The 17,742-nt window shown below is 60.2% G+C and carries 15 protein-coding genes and 1 pseudogene; 6 read left to right on the top strand and 10 right to left on the bottom strand.

Annotation, left to right across the window (positions count from 1 at the left end; translation table 11 throughout):
* Positions 1 to 24 precede the first annotated feature (24 nt).
* Positions 25 to 1,290 carry a Shedu immune nuclease family protein gene (locus sphantq_RS21455; RefSeq protein ID WP_272800339.1) on the bottom strand — a complete coding sequence of 422 codons (1,266 nt, stop codon included), beginning with the start codon at positions 1,288 to 1,290 and terminating at the stop codon, positions 25 to 27.
* Between the two features lie 571 nt (positions 1,291 to 1,861).
* Between sphantq_RS21455 and sphantq_RS21450 the strand changes: the two genes are divergently transcribed.
* The 3 genes from sphantq_RS21450 to sphantq_RS21440 are packed head-to-tail and all read left to right on the top strand — an operon-like array spanning position 1,862 to position 4,655.
* Positions 1,862 to 2,518, top strand: a complete 657-nt coding sequence (locus sphantq_RS21450; RefSeq protein ID WP_272800338.1) for a hypothetical protein — start codon at positions 1,862 to 1,864, stop codon at positions 2,516 to 2,518.
* A 2-nt stretch (positions 2,519 to 2,520) separates the two neighbouring features.
* Positions 2,521 to 3,678: an ImmA/IrrE family metallo-endopeptidase gene (locus sphantq_RS21445; RefSeq protein WP_272800337.1), complete on the top strand. Its 1,158-nt coding sequence runs from the start codon at positions 2,521 to 2,523 to the stop codon at positions 3,676 to 3,678.
* Positions 3,675 to 4,655 carry a toll/interleukin-1 receptor domain-containing protein gene (locus sphantq_RS21440; RefSeq protein WP_272800336.1) on the top strand — a complete coding sequence of 327 codons (981 nt, stop codon included), beginning with the start codon at positions 3,675 to 3,677 and terminating at the stop codon, positions 4,653 to 4,655. Before sphantq_RS21445 ends, sphantq_RS21440 begins: the two co-directional genes overlap by 4 nt.
* Positions 4,656 to 4,703: 48 nt before the next feature.
* On the opposite strand, the gene sphantq_RS21435 is transcribed toward sphantq_RS21440, so the two are convergent.
* From sphantq_RS21435 to sphantq_RS21420, 4 genes are read right to left on the bottom strand one after another with little or no spacing between them, the layout of a single operon-like run.
* Complete coding sequence (locus sphantq_RS21435; RefSeq protein WP_272800335.1) at positions 4,704 to 4,931, bottom strand: hypothetical protein; 228 nt, start codon at positions 4,929 to 4,931, stop codon at positions 4,704 to 4,706.
* Positions 4,932 to 4,947: 16 nt separating this feature from the next.
* Positions 4,948 to 7,380, bottom strand: coding sequence for an AAA family ATPase (locus tag sphantq_RS21430; RefSeq protein WP_272800334.1), 2,433 nt, complete (start codon positions 7,378 to 7,380; stop codon positions 4,948 to 4,950).
* Positions 7,377 to 8,012, bottom strand: a complete 636-nt coding sequence (locus sphantq_RS21425; protein WP_272800333.1) for a hypothetical protein — start codon at positions 8,010 to 8,012, stop codon at positions 7,377 to 7,379. Before sphantq_RS21425 ends, sphantq_RS21430 begins: the two co-directional genes overlap by 4 nt.
* A complete protein-coding gene (locus tag sphantq_RS21420; protein ID WP_272800332.1) occupies positions 8,009 to 9,790 on the bottom strand; it encodes an SIR2 family protein in 1,782 nt (593 codons plus the stop codon). The genes sphantq_RS21425 and sphantq_RS21420 overlap by 4 nt, the downstream gene beginning before the upstream one ends.
* A 187-nt stretch (positions 9,791 to 9,977) precedes the next feature.
* Between sphantq_RS21420 and ccoS the strand changes: the two genes are divergently transcribed.
* Together ccoS and sphantq_RS21410 are read left to right on the top strand one after the other, a co-directional pair.
* The gene (ccoS, locus tag sphantq_RS21415; protein WP_024018152.1) at positions 9,978 to 10,178 is read left to right on the top strand and encodes a cbb3-type cytochrome oxidase assembly protein CcoS; all 201 of its coding nucleotides are present in this window, start codon (positions 9,978 to 9,980) and stop codon (positions 10,176 to 10,178) included.
* A gap of 630 nt (positions 10,179 to 10,808) precedes the next feature.
* Positions 10,809 to 11,144, top strand: a complete 336-nt coding sequence (locus tag sphantq_RS21410) for a cupin (protein ID WP_024018154.1) — start codon at positions 10,809 to 10,811, stop codon at positions 11,142 to 11,144.
* On the opposite strand, the gene sphantq_RS21405 is transcribed toward sphantq_RS21410, so the two are convergent.
* From sphantq_RS21405 to sphantq_RS21385, 5 genes and pseudogenes are all read right to left on the bottom strand, one after another.
* The gene (locus sphantq_RS21405; protein ID WP_024018155.1) at positions 11,145 to 12,344 is read right to left on the bottom strand and encodes an NnrS family protein; all 1,200 of its coding nucleotides are present in this window, start codon (positions 12,342 to 12,344) and stop codon (positions 11,145 to 11,147) included.
* Positions 12,341 to 14,590 (bottom strand): nitric-oxide reductase large subunit, encoded by a 2,250-nt coding sequence (locus sphantq_RS21400; protein WP_031308574.1) that lies wholly within the window; start codon positions 14,588 to 14,590, stop codon positions 12,341 to 12,343. The genes sphantq_RS21405 and sphantq_RS21400 overlap by 4 nt, the downstream gene beginning before the upstream one ends.
* A 350-nt stretch (positions 14,591 to 14,940) precedes the next feature.
* A pseudogene (locus sphantq_RS21395) lies at positions 14,941 to 15,072 on the bottom strand (IS3 family transposase); the annotation flags it as partial.
* 348 nt (positions 15,073 to 15,420) lie between these two features.
* Complete coding sequence (locus sphantq_RS21390) at positions 15,421 to 15,663, bottom strand: hypothetical protein (RefSeq protein ID WP_024018157.1); 243 nt, start codon at positions 15,661 to 15,663, stop codon at positions 15,421 to 15,423.
* Positions 15,664 to 15,873: 210 nt separating this feature from the next.
* Positions 15,874 to 16,197, bottom strand: coding sequence for a four-helix bundle copper-binding protein (locus sphantq_RS21385; RefSeq protein ID WP_235218991.1), 324 nt, complete (start codon positions 16,195 to 16,197; stop codon positions 15,874 to 15,876).
* Between the two features lie 125 nt (positions 16,198 to 16,322).
* On the opposite strand from sphantq_RS21385, the gene sphantq_RS21380 reads away from it, so the two are divergent.
* Positions 16,323 to 17,624, top strand: coding sequence for an IS701 family transposase (locus tag sphantq_RS21380; protein WP_185703680.1), 1,302 nt, complete (start codon positions 16,323 to 16,325; stop codon positions 17,622 to 17,624).
* The last annotated feature ends 118 nt before the right edge of the window (positions 17,625 to 17,742 follow it).

Below are 17,742 nucleotides of genomic sequence, written 5' to 3'. Positions count from 1 at the left end.
TTGCGCGTCTGATGGTGACTTGTCTTAGCGCCCGGTGTCGTCCAATCCATGGTTTTTGCGACGTTTGAGTGAGGCAATGATATTGTCGAGCCGGCGCAGCAGATCGTCATAGGTAATGATGTCGATCATGTTCGTATACTTGCGTTTGATAACTTCAAGGTCGGCACGTTGCCCTTCGTCGAAGGCATCATGGCCATTGTCCTTGCGGTCGCGTCCCAGGATGCACATCGCCTTGGGATTGGTGATGCGGATTTCCAGTTTGGGTGGCAGTACCGTTTTGTATTTTTCGGTTAGCTTGTCTTCGCTCGCCCGGCCGCCCTTGCTCAGGTGGAACAGATATTTCTCGGCCTGCATGATCGTGCCGGAGAGGATACCGGTCGGTACATAGTTATCGCGGTAGCGCGTCTTCCTGAGCAGGATATTTTGCTCCGGCTTCTTGATCTCGATGACATCAATATTGCCGCCCACATCGACCAGTGCGATGTCGATCTGGCGGTGGATGACCTTCCCCTTCGTTGTGTACCTGTCCTCGATCGGCAGCTTCTCGATCACCGCAATGTATTTAGGGAAGATCAACGGGAGAATGGCGAGCAGCTGCTTCTGCCATTCGTCCTCACTCTTGTCGCCGGCCTTGAGCCAGGCCTTAAGGGTGTCGCGGACCAGCTGAAACTTTTCAATCTCGGTAGTGAGCAGTTCCTTAGCTTGCAGCGGCACGTCGCTGCGCGGCGATTTGCGCTTGCTGAGATATACCTCGTACTGCGCCCGGAAGTCACGTTTGGGCTCGATATATTCGCCAATGATGTTCGTGACCCGCGCCTCGGCATAGCGATTGAGTTCATAGGTGTTGGGGAATTGCGCAATCAGATCCTCGAACACCTCGATCGGGATTGCATCGTCACGTTTCCCGCCAATGAGGATTTCCTCCGCGTCGGGAATAAGCTTGGAGATCCGCTTGAAAATCGAGATGTTACGTTCGGCGACGAACAGCTTGCGACGCCATTCGACCCCGCTTTTGGCAATGAGCACGTCTTGGTCGATGCCTAGCTTGCGGCCGGCGATGAGGTAGTGACTAGCGCCGGCCGAGGCGAGGCGGAAGCGATAGGTGAAGGGGGAATCGTCATCAATCTCATCTTGCGTCGGCTTTTCGATTAGGTCGTCGGAGATAAAGGTGAACACCTGGCTGATCTCGACTTCGCCGGTCTTCAGCTGCTCCATGATCCAGGCATTGCCTTCGAGCGTCGCTTCATATTCGAGCACCACGCCGCTGCGGCTAACCTTATAATCGGCCATTTCATTCTCCCCATTTGCTCCCGTTCCTAAGCCCACAACGTCAACCCGGCCAGTGGCAGACGTGACCGCTATAGTCGGGAATTCGAGGGCAGTGCTCACCAACGCCCAGAACCGCCCGACACTGAGAGCGGCCTGAACGTCCGACATTGGAAGCTATCCAGCCCTTCGCTGGGTCGACCAGCAACGATCGAAATGTCCCACTTCCCGTCTACCGATGTAGACCCAAGCCAGACCCTCAGCCCTGATTCTGCCGATCCCAAGTGCTGCCCGACCGCTTTCCCATTTAGAATGCACAAATCTGGCCGTAATGAGATTGTCCGCTGTTCGTGAAAGAAGTAAAAAGCTGGACGCATAGCCGCTACGCTGTCCCGAGAACGGGGGGGCAATTCAACAGTCGGGCAGCGTGGCGTCTATTTGCTTCCGACCTCTTTGCACGCCACTGCACCCGGCTCTGCGTCCTCTCCTCTCCTTAGACGCAAATGAGCAAGGGCGATGAATCTCTTGGTCGTGAAAGACGCTTTGCGGGTTTCCCGGTTACCGCCCCCAAGACGGTTGACAGTCGGCTCATCGGTTGACAGAAGAGGAAAATCGCCCGAATGGGCTTGGGGATGATGCAATGCGACCTTGGGATTACCATCCAGAACTAACCGAAGAACGCCTGGTAAAGGTCGCTCAGCTGCTTGCCTTGGGGCGAGGCAGCGCGGTCGATCGGTTTGACCCAACAATCGGTGACGATAATTGGACGCTGGGTGTCTGCGCTTACAATTACGGCTGTTTTCGGATCGCTCAAGCTGCAGGAGCCCCGGGGTTTGAATGGCTGGACGTCATAGACCCGGGCAAACATTTTCAATTCAGCATCGGGGGTGTTCCGATGCGGTTCTGGCGAGGCGATCCTGCCGAGCCCACCGCGAAGATCGTCGTCGCGACACCATTGGAGCAGTTGATGCTCGACCTGGAGCCCGGCGTTTCTACGGCGGGGATGCTATTTCGCATTGGCGTCATCACCGACTTCGACGGTGCCCTTCTTGGCGCAAGTTTTGTTGCCCTTCGCAATGATCAACCGGAAACTGTCTGGCCGTTGCCGCTTGCCGAGGCTGAACCACTGGTCGTCTTGCTGGGCGACGAGCGGCCCGAAGGACGTGACCTGCCGCCGCCTGCTGTTGGCGATATCGATGGCGATGAACTTGATCGCGACGCCGGGCGCCGAGCTAGCCCTGACGGAGCCTAACTGTGACAACGAAAGGCAACACACCGGACCGCGGTCCGGGCGATGGTGCGCGCATGTTTCATGGTGACAAGCTAAGGCTGGCTCGCCTGCTTGCCGGTCTTTCGCTGGATGAGCTGGGCGGGATGGTGGCCACGAGCCGGCAGTTCGTTCATCAACTTGAGACTGGCGCCAAGGATCCCACGGAAGAGATGCGAGATGCGCTGGCCGCGGCCTTGTCGGTGAAGCCGACGTTTTTCGCCGCGCCCGCGATCAATCCCGTTCGCGAGGAAGATTGTCATTTCCGACGGCTTGCGAGCGCACCCCGCGGGTTGGTCGCTCAAGCAGTGGCGCGCGGTACTGCGGTAGAGACATTGGTAAACGGGCTTGAGACGCTGGTGCGATTGCCGGACGTGGATTTCCCTGAAGCAGCGCGGCCCGAGGGAGCCGATGCGATCGAGCGCCTCGCCGAGGATGCGCGGCTACATTGGGGGCTAGGCATCGACGGGCCGATCACTAGCATGACCCGCGTCCTGGAAAATGCCGGTGCAGTGGTCGTCCAGTTCGACGATCTCACGGATCGGATCGACGCGTTGTCGATGGCCCGGCGTCGGCCGATCGTCGTACGTTCGACTGCGAAGGCCGCAGGTGCGCGGCTACGCTTCGATCTCGCGCACGAGGCTGCTCATCTGATCATGCATCAGGGCGTCATCACCGGCGATAATGTTACCGAAGGAGAAGCGCACCGTTTCGCCAGTGCCTTCCTGATCCCTCGAAGCGCCTTTGCTCGCGAATTTCCACGGACTAGGAGGGCGCTCGACTGGAACGCGCTGTTCGCAATGAAGCTGCGATGGAAGGTCTCAGTGCGCGCCATCGCGCGGCGCGCGTTCGATCTTGGCCTTATCGATGCTGCACAATATCGCACTGCCAATATTCAGCTGGTGAAGACCGGACAGGCGAAGACGGAGCGGTATGACGACCGCATCCTGATTGAGGAACCGGAATTGTTGAATTCAGCCGTTGCATGGCTTGCGAACAAGAATAGTGCCGGGATGCATCGATTGCTTGCTGATCTCGGTATGGCGCCAGCGTTGTTCACCCGCCTCACCGGACAAATCCTGCCCGACCTCCCGGACAATGTCGTTTCATTCCTGACTGTAGGCGCAAAAAGGCTCTCGTCATGACCACCGGTTTCATCTCCTACACCCACGCTGACAGCGCGCTGAAGGAGCAGCTGGTTCGGCATCTCGCGCCGCTGAGGCGCGAGGGTTTGATCGATCTATGGCATGACGGGATGCTTCGGCCGGGTGAGCATCTCGACCCGACCATTCAAGCCGCACTGGCAGCATCCGACGTCGTGATCTTGCTCATATCAGCCGATTTCATCGCGTCGGAATATTGTTATGAGCAGGAAATGTTGCGGGCGTTCGCGCGGCAGCGACGGGGAACGGCGCGCGTGATCCCCCTTATTCTAAAACCATGCCAGTGGAAGGGTGTGCCAATCGGCGATGGTGAAACTCTCTCGGAATTCGTGGCGTTACCCAAGGACGGCAAGGCGGTGATCAGTTGGTCCGACACCGACACCGCATTCAACAACGCTGTCGGTGCGATCAGGGATATGCTGAAGACTAGTACCGACTTCAGCTCGGTGACGTCCAACCTGCGTAGTGGGGCCTCTTTCACGGTGAGGCCAGCAACACACCCGGTCCGATCGACTGATCTGCTCGGCATTGCGGCCAAACCGACCGACCTCGACCGAGATCGCTTCCTGCGCAACGGCTTTGCTTCAATCGCTACGTTGTTCGAACAGAAACTCGCCGAGTTGAACGTATCCGATCAACGTATCGACACGGACTTCGAGCGCATTGACAGCCGGTCCTTTGCCGCCAGCGTTTATCTCGACGGCAAACGTGTCGGTCAGGTCAGCATCTGGCACGGCGGCGACATGTGGCGGAACGCGCTGTGCCTGAGCTATGACACCGCGACCAGCACACGCAATTCGATGAACGACTGGTTGCCTGTCGAGGATACGTCGCAGGGTCTCGCGTTCGGCACACGCAACGCGATGTCCCGGCACACCGATGAGCCGCTTGATGCTGAGGGCGCCGCCAACTACTTTTGGGAAAACTTCCTAGAGCAGATCCGCAGCCGCATCCGTTGACAGCAGTCACAGATTAATGTGCAATCGGCTGGGTGGTTGCTCGTTGGTCTACGGCTTTTTCGGGGAGATGCCGCAATAGAGTAACGTCCAGCCGTCATGCCGATGGCATTGATTGGCGTCGACGCCGGTCGGGATCGCGGCGAAATACCAAGGATAGAGACCCGCCTGACGCGGGGTACCATCGCGCACCGCGGTTTCGGCGGCGGTATAAAGCCGCTCCGGTTGAAGGAGCCGGGCGATGATCTCCTCGCCAGCGAAGTTCTTCCTCCATTCCATCAAATCCAACGTCCCATCAGGCGGCGGCGAGAAGGGCAGTCTCTTCCTTAAAGGAAAAGCGGCGGGCAACGCAGACACTGTCTCGACGAGGTCCACGGGACAGCTCCAGCGTCAACAGGCTGTCATCCTGAAATGCAGGGCTCAGCTCGAGTTTCAGATATTCGAACAGCTGCCGATCATGCACTGCGATCATGATCTGGCGGCCATGCTCCTTCGACAAGGTTCTCAGCAGTGCAGCGAAATGCGCGATATGCACATCGTCCATCGATTGCACAGGATCGTCGAGGATCAGCCACGGAAGTTCATTGGGAACGGACAGATGGAGCGCCGTGAAAAGCGTGAGTGCCGCAGTGTTGAGATTGCCCGCACTTAGCATCGCTCCCGGCGTGCCGCCAGCTTCGCCGCCGTCACGATGCTGGGTGATCAGCTTCGGCTGCAATTTCTGGGTCGACGCCGCTGGGATGCGAAATGCCGGGACGAAGGGTTCACCCGGGGCCAATCGAACGAAGAGATCCCGCCATAGGAGATTGAGACGATCGTTGAATTCGCGGCGGATGATCCCGGATCGGATCTTATCGACCGCGTTGCGGATCGCAATGCCTTGGTCGCGCAAGAGTTGCGCCCGACCCAAGGCATCTTCGGCCAGCTGCCACGCCGCGGCGGCGATGGAGATACGAGTCTTGGCCTGTTCGCGACGGGCAATCGCCGAGCGCGCGACAGCGAGGTGATCGTTCCCTCTTCTGCGCAAAGCAAGCCGGCCCTCCAAATTCGCCGCACTGGCAGCTAGCATCTGCTCCAAGCGCGAGGCGGCCGCATGGAATGTTTCACCTTCCGCGATCTGGTCGGCTCCGATCGATATCGCAAAAGCGCCCAAGGTTTCGCGCCATGCGGCCAGTGAGACATGTCGGGACTGAGCATCGGTGACCGCACGCCGCGCCGTCACATCGGCCAGCCGCAGGCTCGCACCGTCGCGTAGTGCATCGAGAAGACCCTCCAGCTCGGCGATGACGGATCTGGCCATGGACAGGCGCCGATCGAGGTCGGCGATGGCTTCGTCGGTGAGCTTGCGGCTGCCGATCGCTTCAATTTCGCGATTAAGTCGTTCGATCGTGACCTGAGCCTCGCTGCGCGTCCGCCCCAAAGTCAGCAATCGCTCCGCCGACGCGGACAATATCCGCACTTTGCCATGCACATGTTCGCTGAGCGGACCGCCATCGACTTCTTCGAAGTCTCGATCGCAGACGGGGCAAATCTCCCCGTCGATGAAGGAGGTCAGTTCGGCAAGGGTTGACGCGAGGCTGCCGGCACTGGTCGATAGCCTTTCAACTTCCTCGTCGATCGTTTCGCGCTGGCGGTTGGCCACATTGCGCTCATCCTGTGCTTTTGCATGCCGCTCGACATCGGTGCGCGCTTGGGAAACTCGATCGCCCAACTGCTTCTGCTCCGACCGGAGCCGCTCTAACGCTTCGTCCGCAAATTGGCCCGGATCGCTCGGCAGCGAAACATCGACCAGCAGGCCCTCGGAACGCCGACGGGCGGTTGCGAACCGCTCTCCAAATTCCGCTTCCCACAATGCATATCGCTTGCTCGCTTCGTCGGCTCCGATCGCAGTCACACTGGGACCCTCGCCCGTCGCGTTTTGCGCGCTGTCGATCTCGCGGCGGATCGCGATCAGCCGGCGCTGCTGGTCTGACAGGTGGGCGAACGCATCGGAATCCGTAGACTCCGCCAATGCCACATCTACGTGTTCTAGGTTATCTTCTGCGACCTTGATCGGAAGTTCGAGCGATACGCAAACCCGCACTAGTTCATCGATCGCGAGTTTCACTTCGCCATCGAGAGCGTCGTGGTTCTTGCGATGATCGCTCAGCAGCGTTTCGACTCGTAATCTTTCATTCTCTGCCGCCAGCCAGCCGTCGACGGACTTGCGGACATTCCGGACATCGACTAGCGGCTTGAGACCCGCCTCAAGGGCATCGAGCCGATCGAGACCTAGAAGCTTGCCGACGAATTGGGCCAAAGGCGATGCGGCTTCGCTGCCGGCATCCTGGTAGATCTGAAGAAGCTGGCCCAGCAGGGATTGTGGCAGGAAGGCCCGCTCGCGGAAGAAGGTCGCAAGTTCCTTGTCGAGCGCTTGGATGGACTGAGCGCCGTCGGCGGTCAGTGCCGCCTGATAGCCCTCCTCCTGCGTGCCGCACAGCGTCTGCAGGATCACGCTGCCTTCGGTCGCCGACCGATACAGCAACTGCTTTTGGTAGCCAGGATCGGCACGCTCCAGCGATTGGACCTTCCCGGTCAAGGCCAATTCGATGGCGGACAGGACGCTCGTTTTTCCAGCGCCATTCTCTCCGTGGAGTAGCACCACCTTGGCATCGAGCGGCGCATGAATATGCCCCCTGATGCTCCTGAAGTTGGTAATGTCGAGGCTCTTAAGGATGCGCTCGGTCATGACGGCTCCTCTTCACCTTCCAGTTGAAACGACTGCGTTATGATCAAGGCGACGGCATCGGTGACAGCCTGTTCACCGCTTTCCGCAGCGGCGAGGGCTGCGTCGACAAGCGCCTTGTTGCTGTCCGCGGGGAGCGCACCGACCAATTGATCCAATGCTGGCCCGACTCCGGTTTCTGGCTCCGCTGACGCCACGGGAAGCTTGAGCGGCAGGAGCACGCGGATGCAATCATCGAGCTGTCGCTCTGCGGCTTCGTCCACCGGCTGGCCTTCGACATTCAGCGGGACTGCCTCGACCTGCAAAACCCGGCATATTTCCGAGAGTACTTCGACTCCGTCCGACAATACGGCACCGGCCAAGATTACCGTAACGACATAGCGCGACCCGGTGACATCGAGAGCGCGGCTCAACGCCTCGATCCGCTGGCGCACTCTGACGCCGTCGCGATCTCCGAAATCCCCCGTGGTCGTGTCGACCAGCAGGACCAGATCAAGCGCCCGGCCGTTGCGGCCCCGCATGGCGGCCGTGAACGCGAAGTCGACCCCAGCTAATTTGAATGGCGTCGACAGGTCGCTATAGCCTGCTATGCGAAGGCGCGCTTGAATGGCTAGCAGGATCGGCGAGGCGCTCACAACATCATCTCGGCGACGAAATGTTGTTGGAGTTCCACTGAATCCGCGCTGCGCGAGATAAGGTCCGCTATGCTGACATGGGTTTCTCCGACGACACCTGTGCGTCCTGGTGCCGAACGAACGCGGCGCGCGCTTCCGCCACCACGAACCATACGCTGCCACACGTCATCGCCATGCACGACGATCGCATTGTCGTTCGCAAAGGCGCCATTGCTCTGCAACTTGATTACGTCCGCTGCTGATTTAACAAGGAACAGCGGTCGATCGACGCCGCCGAGCCGCGAGGCACGGGCGGTCATCGTGCCAGCATCTAGATTGTCGGAAACCGGCGCACGTAGTTCCCAATGTCCTGACGCCCGACCATGATGAAGCAGCGACAATGCCACCCCAAGCTGGCCCAACCCCATGGCCTGAGCATTCTGATCGGCTGCGATCAGGTTGAGCGGCGATCCACATAGGGCCTCATACATATCCGGGTGGACAGGTAGGGCGCCGCTCCGGAAAATCGACAGCATGCGTGACCAAAGAGCGATTGCCTGATTCGTAAAAGCGATGCGATCCCGTGCCCCGGCAATCGGAACAGCCAGATAGGCAATTTCATCGCGTAGGCTGGCCAGCATCGGAGCGAGCGCAGTTGCGATCGCCACTTTGCCCTCCGCCGCCAAGGAAAGCTCCATCAGCCGTACCAGTTTCTCGGCAAGCAGCTTCAGGACCAAGGCGATCAGCACCTGTTCGCCCCATGCGCGAAGTAAGGTGGCGTCGTGAAGGGCGGCCGGGTCAGCGTTGTAGGTTGGCCCATAGGCGATGCGCAGCAAGTCCCGCTGGCCCGGTTGGATGGCGTCCTCGCAAAATACATACGCCGGCGCATCCGGTGCGCACGGCCAGGGCCAGGCATGAACGGCTTTTGACTTGGAAAATATCGTCTGCAGATTGCTGTCCTGGATTGAGAGACCCAGGACGAGAGTCTTCTGCGCCGTCGCAAGTCCGACAACTGCATTGTGCATCGCCGTGAATGTCGCATTTTGCGGCCAGTCCATGATCTGGGTGTGGCTGCCCGTCAGATAGGGGCGGAATACCAGCGGCTCTCGGGTCGCATGCACAATGCAGCCATGAAATTTGTATAGCCGGGCGCGGCCGGCGGGGCCACGCAATTGGGTGGGATCGACAACGACCTGAAGAATGCCGGCAACGCCGTTGCTCAATTTATCCACCGCCGCTTCGATGAAACCGTCCCAGTTCGCCGACGCGACGGACTGCACTGCTCCCTCTAAGATGAGGATCGCTATGCACAGATGTTCAGCCGCAGGCGGCGCTGAATGTTCAAACGCCTGCCGGATGTCGATCGCATCCCAGAGAATGAAATCGACATCCGTTCCCGCAATGCGGATATCAAGAACCTTGGAGTATTTGTTCCATAGCCGATTTATGATCGCGTCATGTTCGGGCCAATCGACAAGCGCTTGCTCGAATTGCGCTTCAACGGTGGTGGGATCGATTTCGGCGAGTGTTAGCGCTTCATCGAGCGCCGGGCGATAGGCAGCTGCGGTGCCGGGATCGATCGCTCGCACGCGAATATAGTCGAAAGCCCGCTCGATAAGATCGCCGAGATTGGGGGCTTTGCGGGAGATGCCTGATCCAACCCAAAGCGCAAACTCGCCATTTTCCACGGCGCTCGCCACCGAGGCGAACGCTCCCTCCAGATGCGCAAGCACCTCGCGCACGGTGATATCAACGGCTGTCGGAGCCAACGCCACGTTTGTCAGTGCCCCCAGCGGCACACACTTACGGCCCTTCGGCAGCGAGCCTTATTCCTTCTAGCGCCTTTGTCTAGCAACAGAAGAACCAAATTAGTAGCTGTCGGAATGCGCTATCTGAATTAACCGCACCTTACGTCGCTTATGCGGGTGAACCCAGCCCAAATACGGCTCGTCGAGAGCGCGTGCTGGTTCCTACAGGGGGCGCGGCATGACGGCTCTCGCTTGGTTAGTGCCGATTGCGCTGGTAATGGGTTTGGTAGGCTTGGGCGCCTTCCTGTGGTCTATGAGCAGCGGGCAGTATGACGATCTTGATGGCGCGGCAGAACGCATCTTCATAGATGCCGATGCCGACATGCCCATGGTGAATACCCAGGAACAGGCGACCGAGCCGAAACCGTCCAGATCGTAGCGAGTTAATGAATGGGGATGATATTTGGCAAAAATGCGATCGAGGAAAATCTGATGACGCGCACACATGGTGGGAATTGGGTCGGCATCCTAGCCTTCGTCTGCGGTGCGGCGGTCATATTACCCAGCTTGGTCGCATTGGCGCTGAGTCTGCTTGCGGTTGTCCGAATTATATTTTGAAGCCCACTGAGGCCTCCAAATGACCCGTATTTCGTATTTATTCCGCCGTCAGAGCTTTTGGCACAATTCGAGGTTAAGTTAGTGGACTGCGGACGAGTTTGTCCCCCTAATCAGCGTCAGGTTTGTGGAGCCGTCGCCGAGCCGTTCCTGCATCACTGCGACGCTCAGGAAGCGCCGCTTCGGCAGGCGTTCTTTTCGGCGGCTGCTAGCGCGCGGTCCATCTCTTCAATTATGTCTTTCCGAGCCGGTTGAAATTTCAGATCACATGGCCGCCTTTCGAATATTTCGCCATAGCCTCCTCGTTAGCAAGTGTAACGAGCGTTTGGGCCTATCTCTTCCAGGTTCCCGCGTGTTTGGATGTTTGCTGGCGTATTCAGTGGCGCCGGTGACTTCCACGCCGTTCGCGTGTTGTCGGATATGATCGTAAAAAACTGTTAAAGAGGATCTGAGAATGGCGCTCCAGCATGCAAAGCCCGGCGAAGTGGTCCATCTTCCAACGCTGGCTCCTGAGCGCGGGACCACCGGGACGACCGCGCTGGTCAAATCCGACCGGTTCGAGGCCATTCACCTCGTCGTTCCCGCGGGATCGACCATACCGCCACATCATGTTGCCGGTTATCTGACGCTGCATTGCCTGGAAGGTCGGGTCACGTTGGGACCAACGAATATTGCGCTCGGCGCTGGCGATTGGGTCTATCTGGAGCGCGGCGATCAGCACTCCGTCCAAGGCATCGAAGATGCGCGGCTGCTGCTCACGATCTTGTTCGATACGCCGCCAACGCCGTGATCAGGCTTGATCTCTGGCAGGCCGTTGCAACGCCATGCGGCCGTAGACGAAGATGAACAGCAGGAAGGCGCCGCCCCACAAGCCGCCGGCCAGACGAATGCTCAGCATATAGTCGAGCGGCAGCAGCGGCGCGGCGACCCGCAGCAGCGCGCCGAGATTGACCAGCACATAGATGGCGACCGTGCCGCCATCCGCTTCCAACGGGCGGCCGGTATGACCGCGTGTCGCCCGCGTCATCACCGCCAGTGTCATTCCCGCCATCGCGCCGGCGCCCAGCGCATGCATTGCGCTCGATACGGGCACGACCGGCCACAGGATAGCAGCCCCGAGCAGCAGCAGGCCCGCCGGCAACCATGCGTAGGCGAGGTGCAGGACGAAGACCAATGGATCGCCGATCGCACTCAGCCCGGCCCAGCGGGTCTGCCGCACGGCATGCGATGCGCCGGCGACGAGCAGCAGCCAGGGCACCGGATGCGCCGCCGGTGCGAACACCCAGCCTGCCAGGGCAATCGCCGTGACCGCGAGCACGGCATGGTCGAACCGGTTGGCCATGATCGGCAACCCGTCCGTGCCGCCATGCTTGTTCAGCCAGTTGCGGGTAAAGGCCGGGATGATCCGTCCGCCGATGATCGCGATCAGCATGAGGACAAGCGCGAAGCCGGCCCGCATCCCGATCGCCGGATCGGTGGTTAGCCCCATCGCTGCGGCATGATCCAGCTCACAAGCGGCGGCGAACAGGAGGAGGACGATCAGGATCGGCTTGTTGCGGTTGCGCGCCGCGAAAATCTGCCGCGCCGCATAGCCGAATAGTGCGAGCAGGAAGCCGACATCGAGCACCGAGCCGACGAGCGGCGGCACATAAGCGGAGAACAGCACCGCGAGTCGGGCGGCCGCCCACAAGCCGACGAACGCCGCCACCGGCCAGCCCGTCATCACCGGCCGCCCGGTCCAGTTGGGGATCGCCGCGCTCAGGAAGCCGGCGATGACCGCGCCGAGATAGCCGAACAGCATCTCATGCTGATGCCAGACAAGCGGCTCCATTGCCGTCGGCACGGACCACGCTCCACCCAGCGCGCCGACCCAGAACGCGACGACGACAAGCGCCCAGAGCGCGCCGCCGGTGAACAGCAGCCGGAAACTGCCCTGAAGCCAGATCGGCGCTTCGGCAATGCGGTCCCGTTTGGCGGCGGCCTTAGTCATACGCGAGCACCCTTCCTCCACAGACCCAGGATCACCACCTGCCATGCGATAGCGATGGCGCCCACCATGAACACGACATCCCCGAAGGTACGGACCCAGCGCAGGGTTTCAAGGAAGCCTTGCTGCAGGAAGAAGTCGCTGCGCGCGTACCACATGCCGGTGGTGACGCTGGCCTGGAACTGGAACAGCCCGACCGGGAGCAGGCTGGTGAAGATCATCAGCACCAGCCCGGCGTTGAGCCCCCAGAAGCCGGTGGCCAACAACCGGTCGTTGAACCGAATGTCGGGCCGGATATAGCGCAGCACCAGCAGGGTGAAGCCGAGCGCCAGGAAGCCATACACCCCGAACAGCGCGGCGTGGGCGTGGACCGCCGTGGTGTTCAGCCCTTGGAGATAGAACAGCGCGACCGGTGTGTTGATCATGAACCCGAAGACACCGGCGCCCAGCATGTTCCAGAACGCCACGGCGATGAAGCACATCAACGGCCACTTGACCGCGCGCATCCAGGGCGTGCGCTCGCGCAGACTCCAATGTTCGAATGCCTCATAGCCGAGCACGATCAGCGGCACGACTTCCAGGGCGCTGAACGCGGCACCGACCGCCATGATCGGCGTGGTGGTGCCGGAAAAATACATGTGGTGGAAAGTGCCCGGCACACCGCCGACCATGAACAGCGAGGCCGAGGCCAGGCTGGCCGCCGTTGCAATCCGTCGCGAGACCAGGCCCATGGTTGCGAAGATAAAGGCGATGGCCGAGGTCGCAAAGACCTCGAATATGCCTTCCACCCACAGATGGACGACCCACCAGCGCCAATATTCCATGATCGTGATGTTGGTGCGTTCGCCGTAGAACAGCCCCGTGCCGTAAAACAGGCCGATCGCGATGGTGGCGATGGTGAGCAGCGCCAGCAGGCTCTTGTCGTCGCCCTTGGTGCGCAATGCCGGCACCATTCCCCGCAGCATCAGCACCAACCAGAGGAGCAACCCGACGAATAGCCCGATTTGCCACACCCGGCCGAGGTCCAGATACTCGTAACCCTGATGGCCCAGCCAGAAGCTGAGTTTCGCCGGTAGCGCATGGGAGAGCGCCAGATAATTGCCGATGAACGATCCGGCGACAACGACGATCAGCGCCCAGAACAGGATGTTGACGCCCAGCTTCTGGTATTTGGGATCGCTGCCGTGGATGACCGGGGCCAGGAACAGGCCGGCCGCGAGGAACGCCGTCGCGATCCACAGCACCGCACTCTGCACATGCCAGGTGCGGGTCAGCGCGTAAGGGAAATATTGCGAGACATCCAAGCCGTAAAAGCTCTGGCCCTCGATCGTATAATGGGCTGTGAAGGCGCCGATGAAGACCTGGAATATGAACAGCGCCAGCACCACGAACAGATATTTGCCGAGCGCCTTTTGCGATGGCGTCAGACCGGCGACTTGCAACGGGTCGTTCGCCGCCGCGACCAAGGGGGTATCATCGTGGCGGCGCAGGAACGCCCAACCCCAGATCAGCGCGCCCACTCCCGCGATCAGGATGACGACGCAGGCGAGCGACCACAGGATATTTTCCGGCGTCGGATAATTGCCGATCAGCGGCTCGGGCGGCCAGTTGTTGGTATAGGTCGCGACCGTGCCCGGCCGCTCGGTCGATGCGGCCCAGGCCGTCCAGAAGAAGAAATTGGTCAGCTTCGCCCGCTGCGCCGGATCGGGCAGCGTGCCTTCCTTCATCGCATAATTATCGCGGGTGGGCCGCAGCGTGGGATCGGAGCCGTAGAGCCGCTCATAATAGCTGGCGGTCTGGGCGAACGCTTGGGCGCGGCGGTTCGACACCGTCACCACGCCGCTCGCCCTATCATAGCTGTTGTGGCGATATTCCTGCTTGAGGCGATAGGTCAGCGCCGCCTTCTGTTCGCCGTCGAGCGCCTCGAAGGACTTCCCTTCGGTCTCCCGTGCCGCAAGATCGAGCCAGGCGACAAGTTCGCGGTGCAGCCAATCGGCGGACCAGTCCGGCGCCTGATAGGCGCCGTGCCCCCAGATCGAGCCAAGCTGCATGCCGCCGGTGCTCTGCCAGGCACTCTGGCCGTCGAGGATGTCCTCGCGCGTCATCAGCACTTGGCCCGTTGCGGTGACGATCTGTTCTGGGATGGGCGGAGCCTTCCGATAGATCTCCACCCCGGACACGCTCAATATGCCGAAAGTCACCGTCAGCACGGCGATCAGCGCCAACCACAGAACCTTATAGTTTCCCACGGCGCGATCTTTCTTTTCGATGGTCAAAGCCTGTTCGCCAATATGCCCAGAGCCCAAACTTGGCCTTCGCCGATGATGGGGCTCCAGTCGTTCGTCAGTACGGCTGGCAACCCTGGACAGATGGGGCGCGAAGATCGCGCGCCACGTCCGGCAGCGATGCTGGCTCGCGCCCGAGGCTTGCCCGGTAGCAGGGCGCCGCCGCCGTGTGCTGCGCTTCGAAAAGGAGCGTGGTCCAGAATCCGCCTCCGCCGACAGGCGCGAGCGCGATTGTCCCCCGTCACGAGATGCCTGCAGAGAAGGCCCAAATGATGACAAGTACGTAGCACAGTTCGTCCACTAAACCCATCCAGCGAGCAGCCGATCTTCGCCGCGATCGACTTCATCACTTCCCATTCCGAGCCGTACTCAGCCCGCTGCTCCGCGACCATAAGGACCGCGCGTTCCCGTACTTCGGGTGAAAATTTGTTCGTCGTCTTGCTCATAACGGCTCCTTGTCACAAGTGGGAGCCTCCTGAAAACCCGGGGCGCTTCGGGGACCGACTTGGTTTGGTCGATATCGGTCATCGCCAGCGCCGACATAGCCTGGTCCCCCTGTGGGAAGACTGAACACCGCGACCGCCGCCGAGGCCCGAGAGTGTCATCTCTTCTGTGGATGGCTCCCCTTTGCGAGTGCTCAACGAACTTATGGCAACGGTCAGTTGCAGTCTTCTGTTCGGCCTTTTGTGCAGCCTAGAATTCGACTGCTGGCCCTGATGAGGTCCGCGGACAAGATCCCAAACTAACTATCAGGCAGCGCTGTGCCAGTCCTCGCGTCTACCAGGCGAGTGCCGTCAGCCGTCACGACTTCGGCGACAGCTCGGCCAAGCCACATGCGATAGGTGACGGTCGACGGGCGCGGCAGTGGCGGCGGTGATCGCCGATGGCGATGCGAGCGCGAGGTGGCTGGGCAGGGCCGTGGTGGCGTTGCGCTCCACCAAGTGATCGCCATGCACGCGGTCGATGGGCAAGAAGCTCATCAACGCGCCGCTCGTGAACCAGAGGAGGAGCTGCGCACCGATGATAAGTGCAACCATTTGTGGGTGCGGCTCGCGAGGAGGTGCAGCCTTAGTTTCGCGCTTTTCAGAACCGCCCCTCCATAGTCGCTGCTGGCATCACTTCATGCCGGCATGTCTTTCATCATCTCGTCGTGATCGGCCGGCACACTCGCCACAAGCCCTTGTACTGCTCGCGCATCGTTCCCTGGAGCCTGGGCACGAACGCGAGCATACCCCGCGCGAAGAAGTTTAGGCGGCCATCTTTTCGCAGGCGTCGGCGCACTTGCGGCACGCGGCCACGCAATCCTCCATGCCGTCCAGGGATTCGCAGCTCGCGGCGCACGCTCGGCAGACCTCGGCGCACTCGCGACAGATATGCTGATGGTGCGACGACTTGCGCGCCATGAAGTCGATTGCGACTTCGCAAATCCTCGCACAGTCGAGCATGATCTTGATATGCTCAGGTGCGGCATGCTGGCCGCCCATTTCAAGGCAATGGTTCATTGCCATGTGCAGGCAGGTCACATGACACTCGTGGCAGGCGTCCATGCAGGCCTGCATGTCGGGGTTCATCTGATGCATCGATCCATCTCCGTCTGAGTCCCCCCACTAGCACTACTTTGGCAGAAATCTGATTTTTCGATTCCCAAGGGGCAATTTCCCTGATTCATAGGATGCCAGCTCATGGGAGGCTGGTGATGGTGGAAGATTGGCGCGACGATCTGGAGGTCTGGCTGGCACCGTTCCTGGCGGCGTTGCGACACAAGACCCGGATGCGTCTTTGCCCTGCGTACGTTGCGGGTCTGATTGGCCCCGGGGACCGCAAGAGTGTTCAACCGATGGCAGCTCGTAATCGCGAGTTCGGCTATGACCAACTCCACCATTTCGTTGCTGACGGTGTATGGGAAAGCGCTCCCCTTGAGGCTGTCCTCCTGAAGGAAGCCGATCGTCTGGTGGGGGACGAAGCCGGATATCTGGTTATCGACGATACATCTCTGCCGAAGAAAGGCAGTCATTCGGTCGGCGTGGCCCCGCAATACGCCTCTTCGCTTGGCAAGACATCCAACTGTCAGTCTCTTGTTTCTGTGACGCTGGCGTCGCGTGAAGTGCCGGTCATGGTAGGCTTGCGCCTCTTTTTGCCGGAGAGTTGGACTGGTGATGCCGAGCGCATGAAACGTGTCCGGGTCCCTGCCGAGCGGCAAGTCGCGCTGACCAAGCCTGAGATCGCCATTGAGGAAATTGATCGCGTTATCGCCTCTGGTGCCCGCTTTGGCTGTGTGCTTGCCGATGCGGGTTATGGATCGAGTGGGCAATTCCGCGAAGCTTTGAGCAAGCGCAACTTGTTGTGGGCCGTCGGCATATCACGACGCCAGAATGTGTATCGGGCTGATATTGGACTGATTTTCCCGGAAGCTGCGACCGGAAGGCGACGCAAATACCACGTACCGGACGATGTTGCCATCTCTTCCGAATTGATGTTGGCCGATGCAAAGTGGCGAAAGGTCAGTTGGCGGCGTGGAACCAAAGGAAAGCTGACCTGTCAATTTGCGGCTCGCCGTGTTCGGGTCGCAGATGGTCACCGGCATCGCATGAGCGACGGCCGTGTCCAGGCCATGCCCGGGGAACAGGAAGTCTGGCTGGTCGGCGAAAGGCGCACAACCGGTGAGCAAAAATACTACCTGTCGAACTTGCCCGCTGACGCCACACTCAAAATGCTGGCCACGGCGATCAAGGCGAGGTGGATTTGCGAGCAGGCCCACCAGCAACTCAAGGAAGAGCTTGGCCTTGATCACTTCGAGGGCAGATCATGGACAGGGCTGCACCGACATTGCCTGATGGCGATGATCGCCTTCGCCTTCCTCCAATCCCGCCGCCTCACGGCAGCGGGACGGAAAAAAAAGAGTCGGTGGACCGCCGCCGAAGCCGACCATGCCAGCCATCAGGCAGGCAATTCTCGACCTCTTCATGCAACCACCGCGAACCCGATGCCCCCACTGTGACAAATCCCTCGGGGACCCAGTTACGTAAAATCTGCCAAAGTAGTGCTAGAAGATACGCGCTTTGCGCGATAACCCCTTGCATAAAAATTCCAGCGGCGCTTGCCGGTTCCAGACCAAG

Source organism: Sphingobium sp. AntQ-1 (genome assembly GCF_028538045.1).
Taxonomy (GTDB): Bacteria; Pseudomonadota; Alphaproteobacteria; order Sphingomonadales; family Sphingomonadaceae; genus Sphingobium; species Sphingobium cupriresistens.
This window is presented reverse-complemented; position numbering and strand designations above follow the sequence as displayed.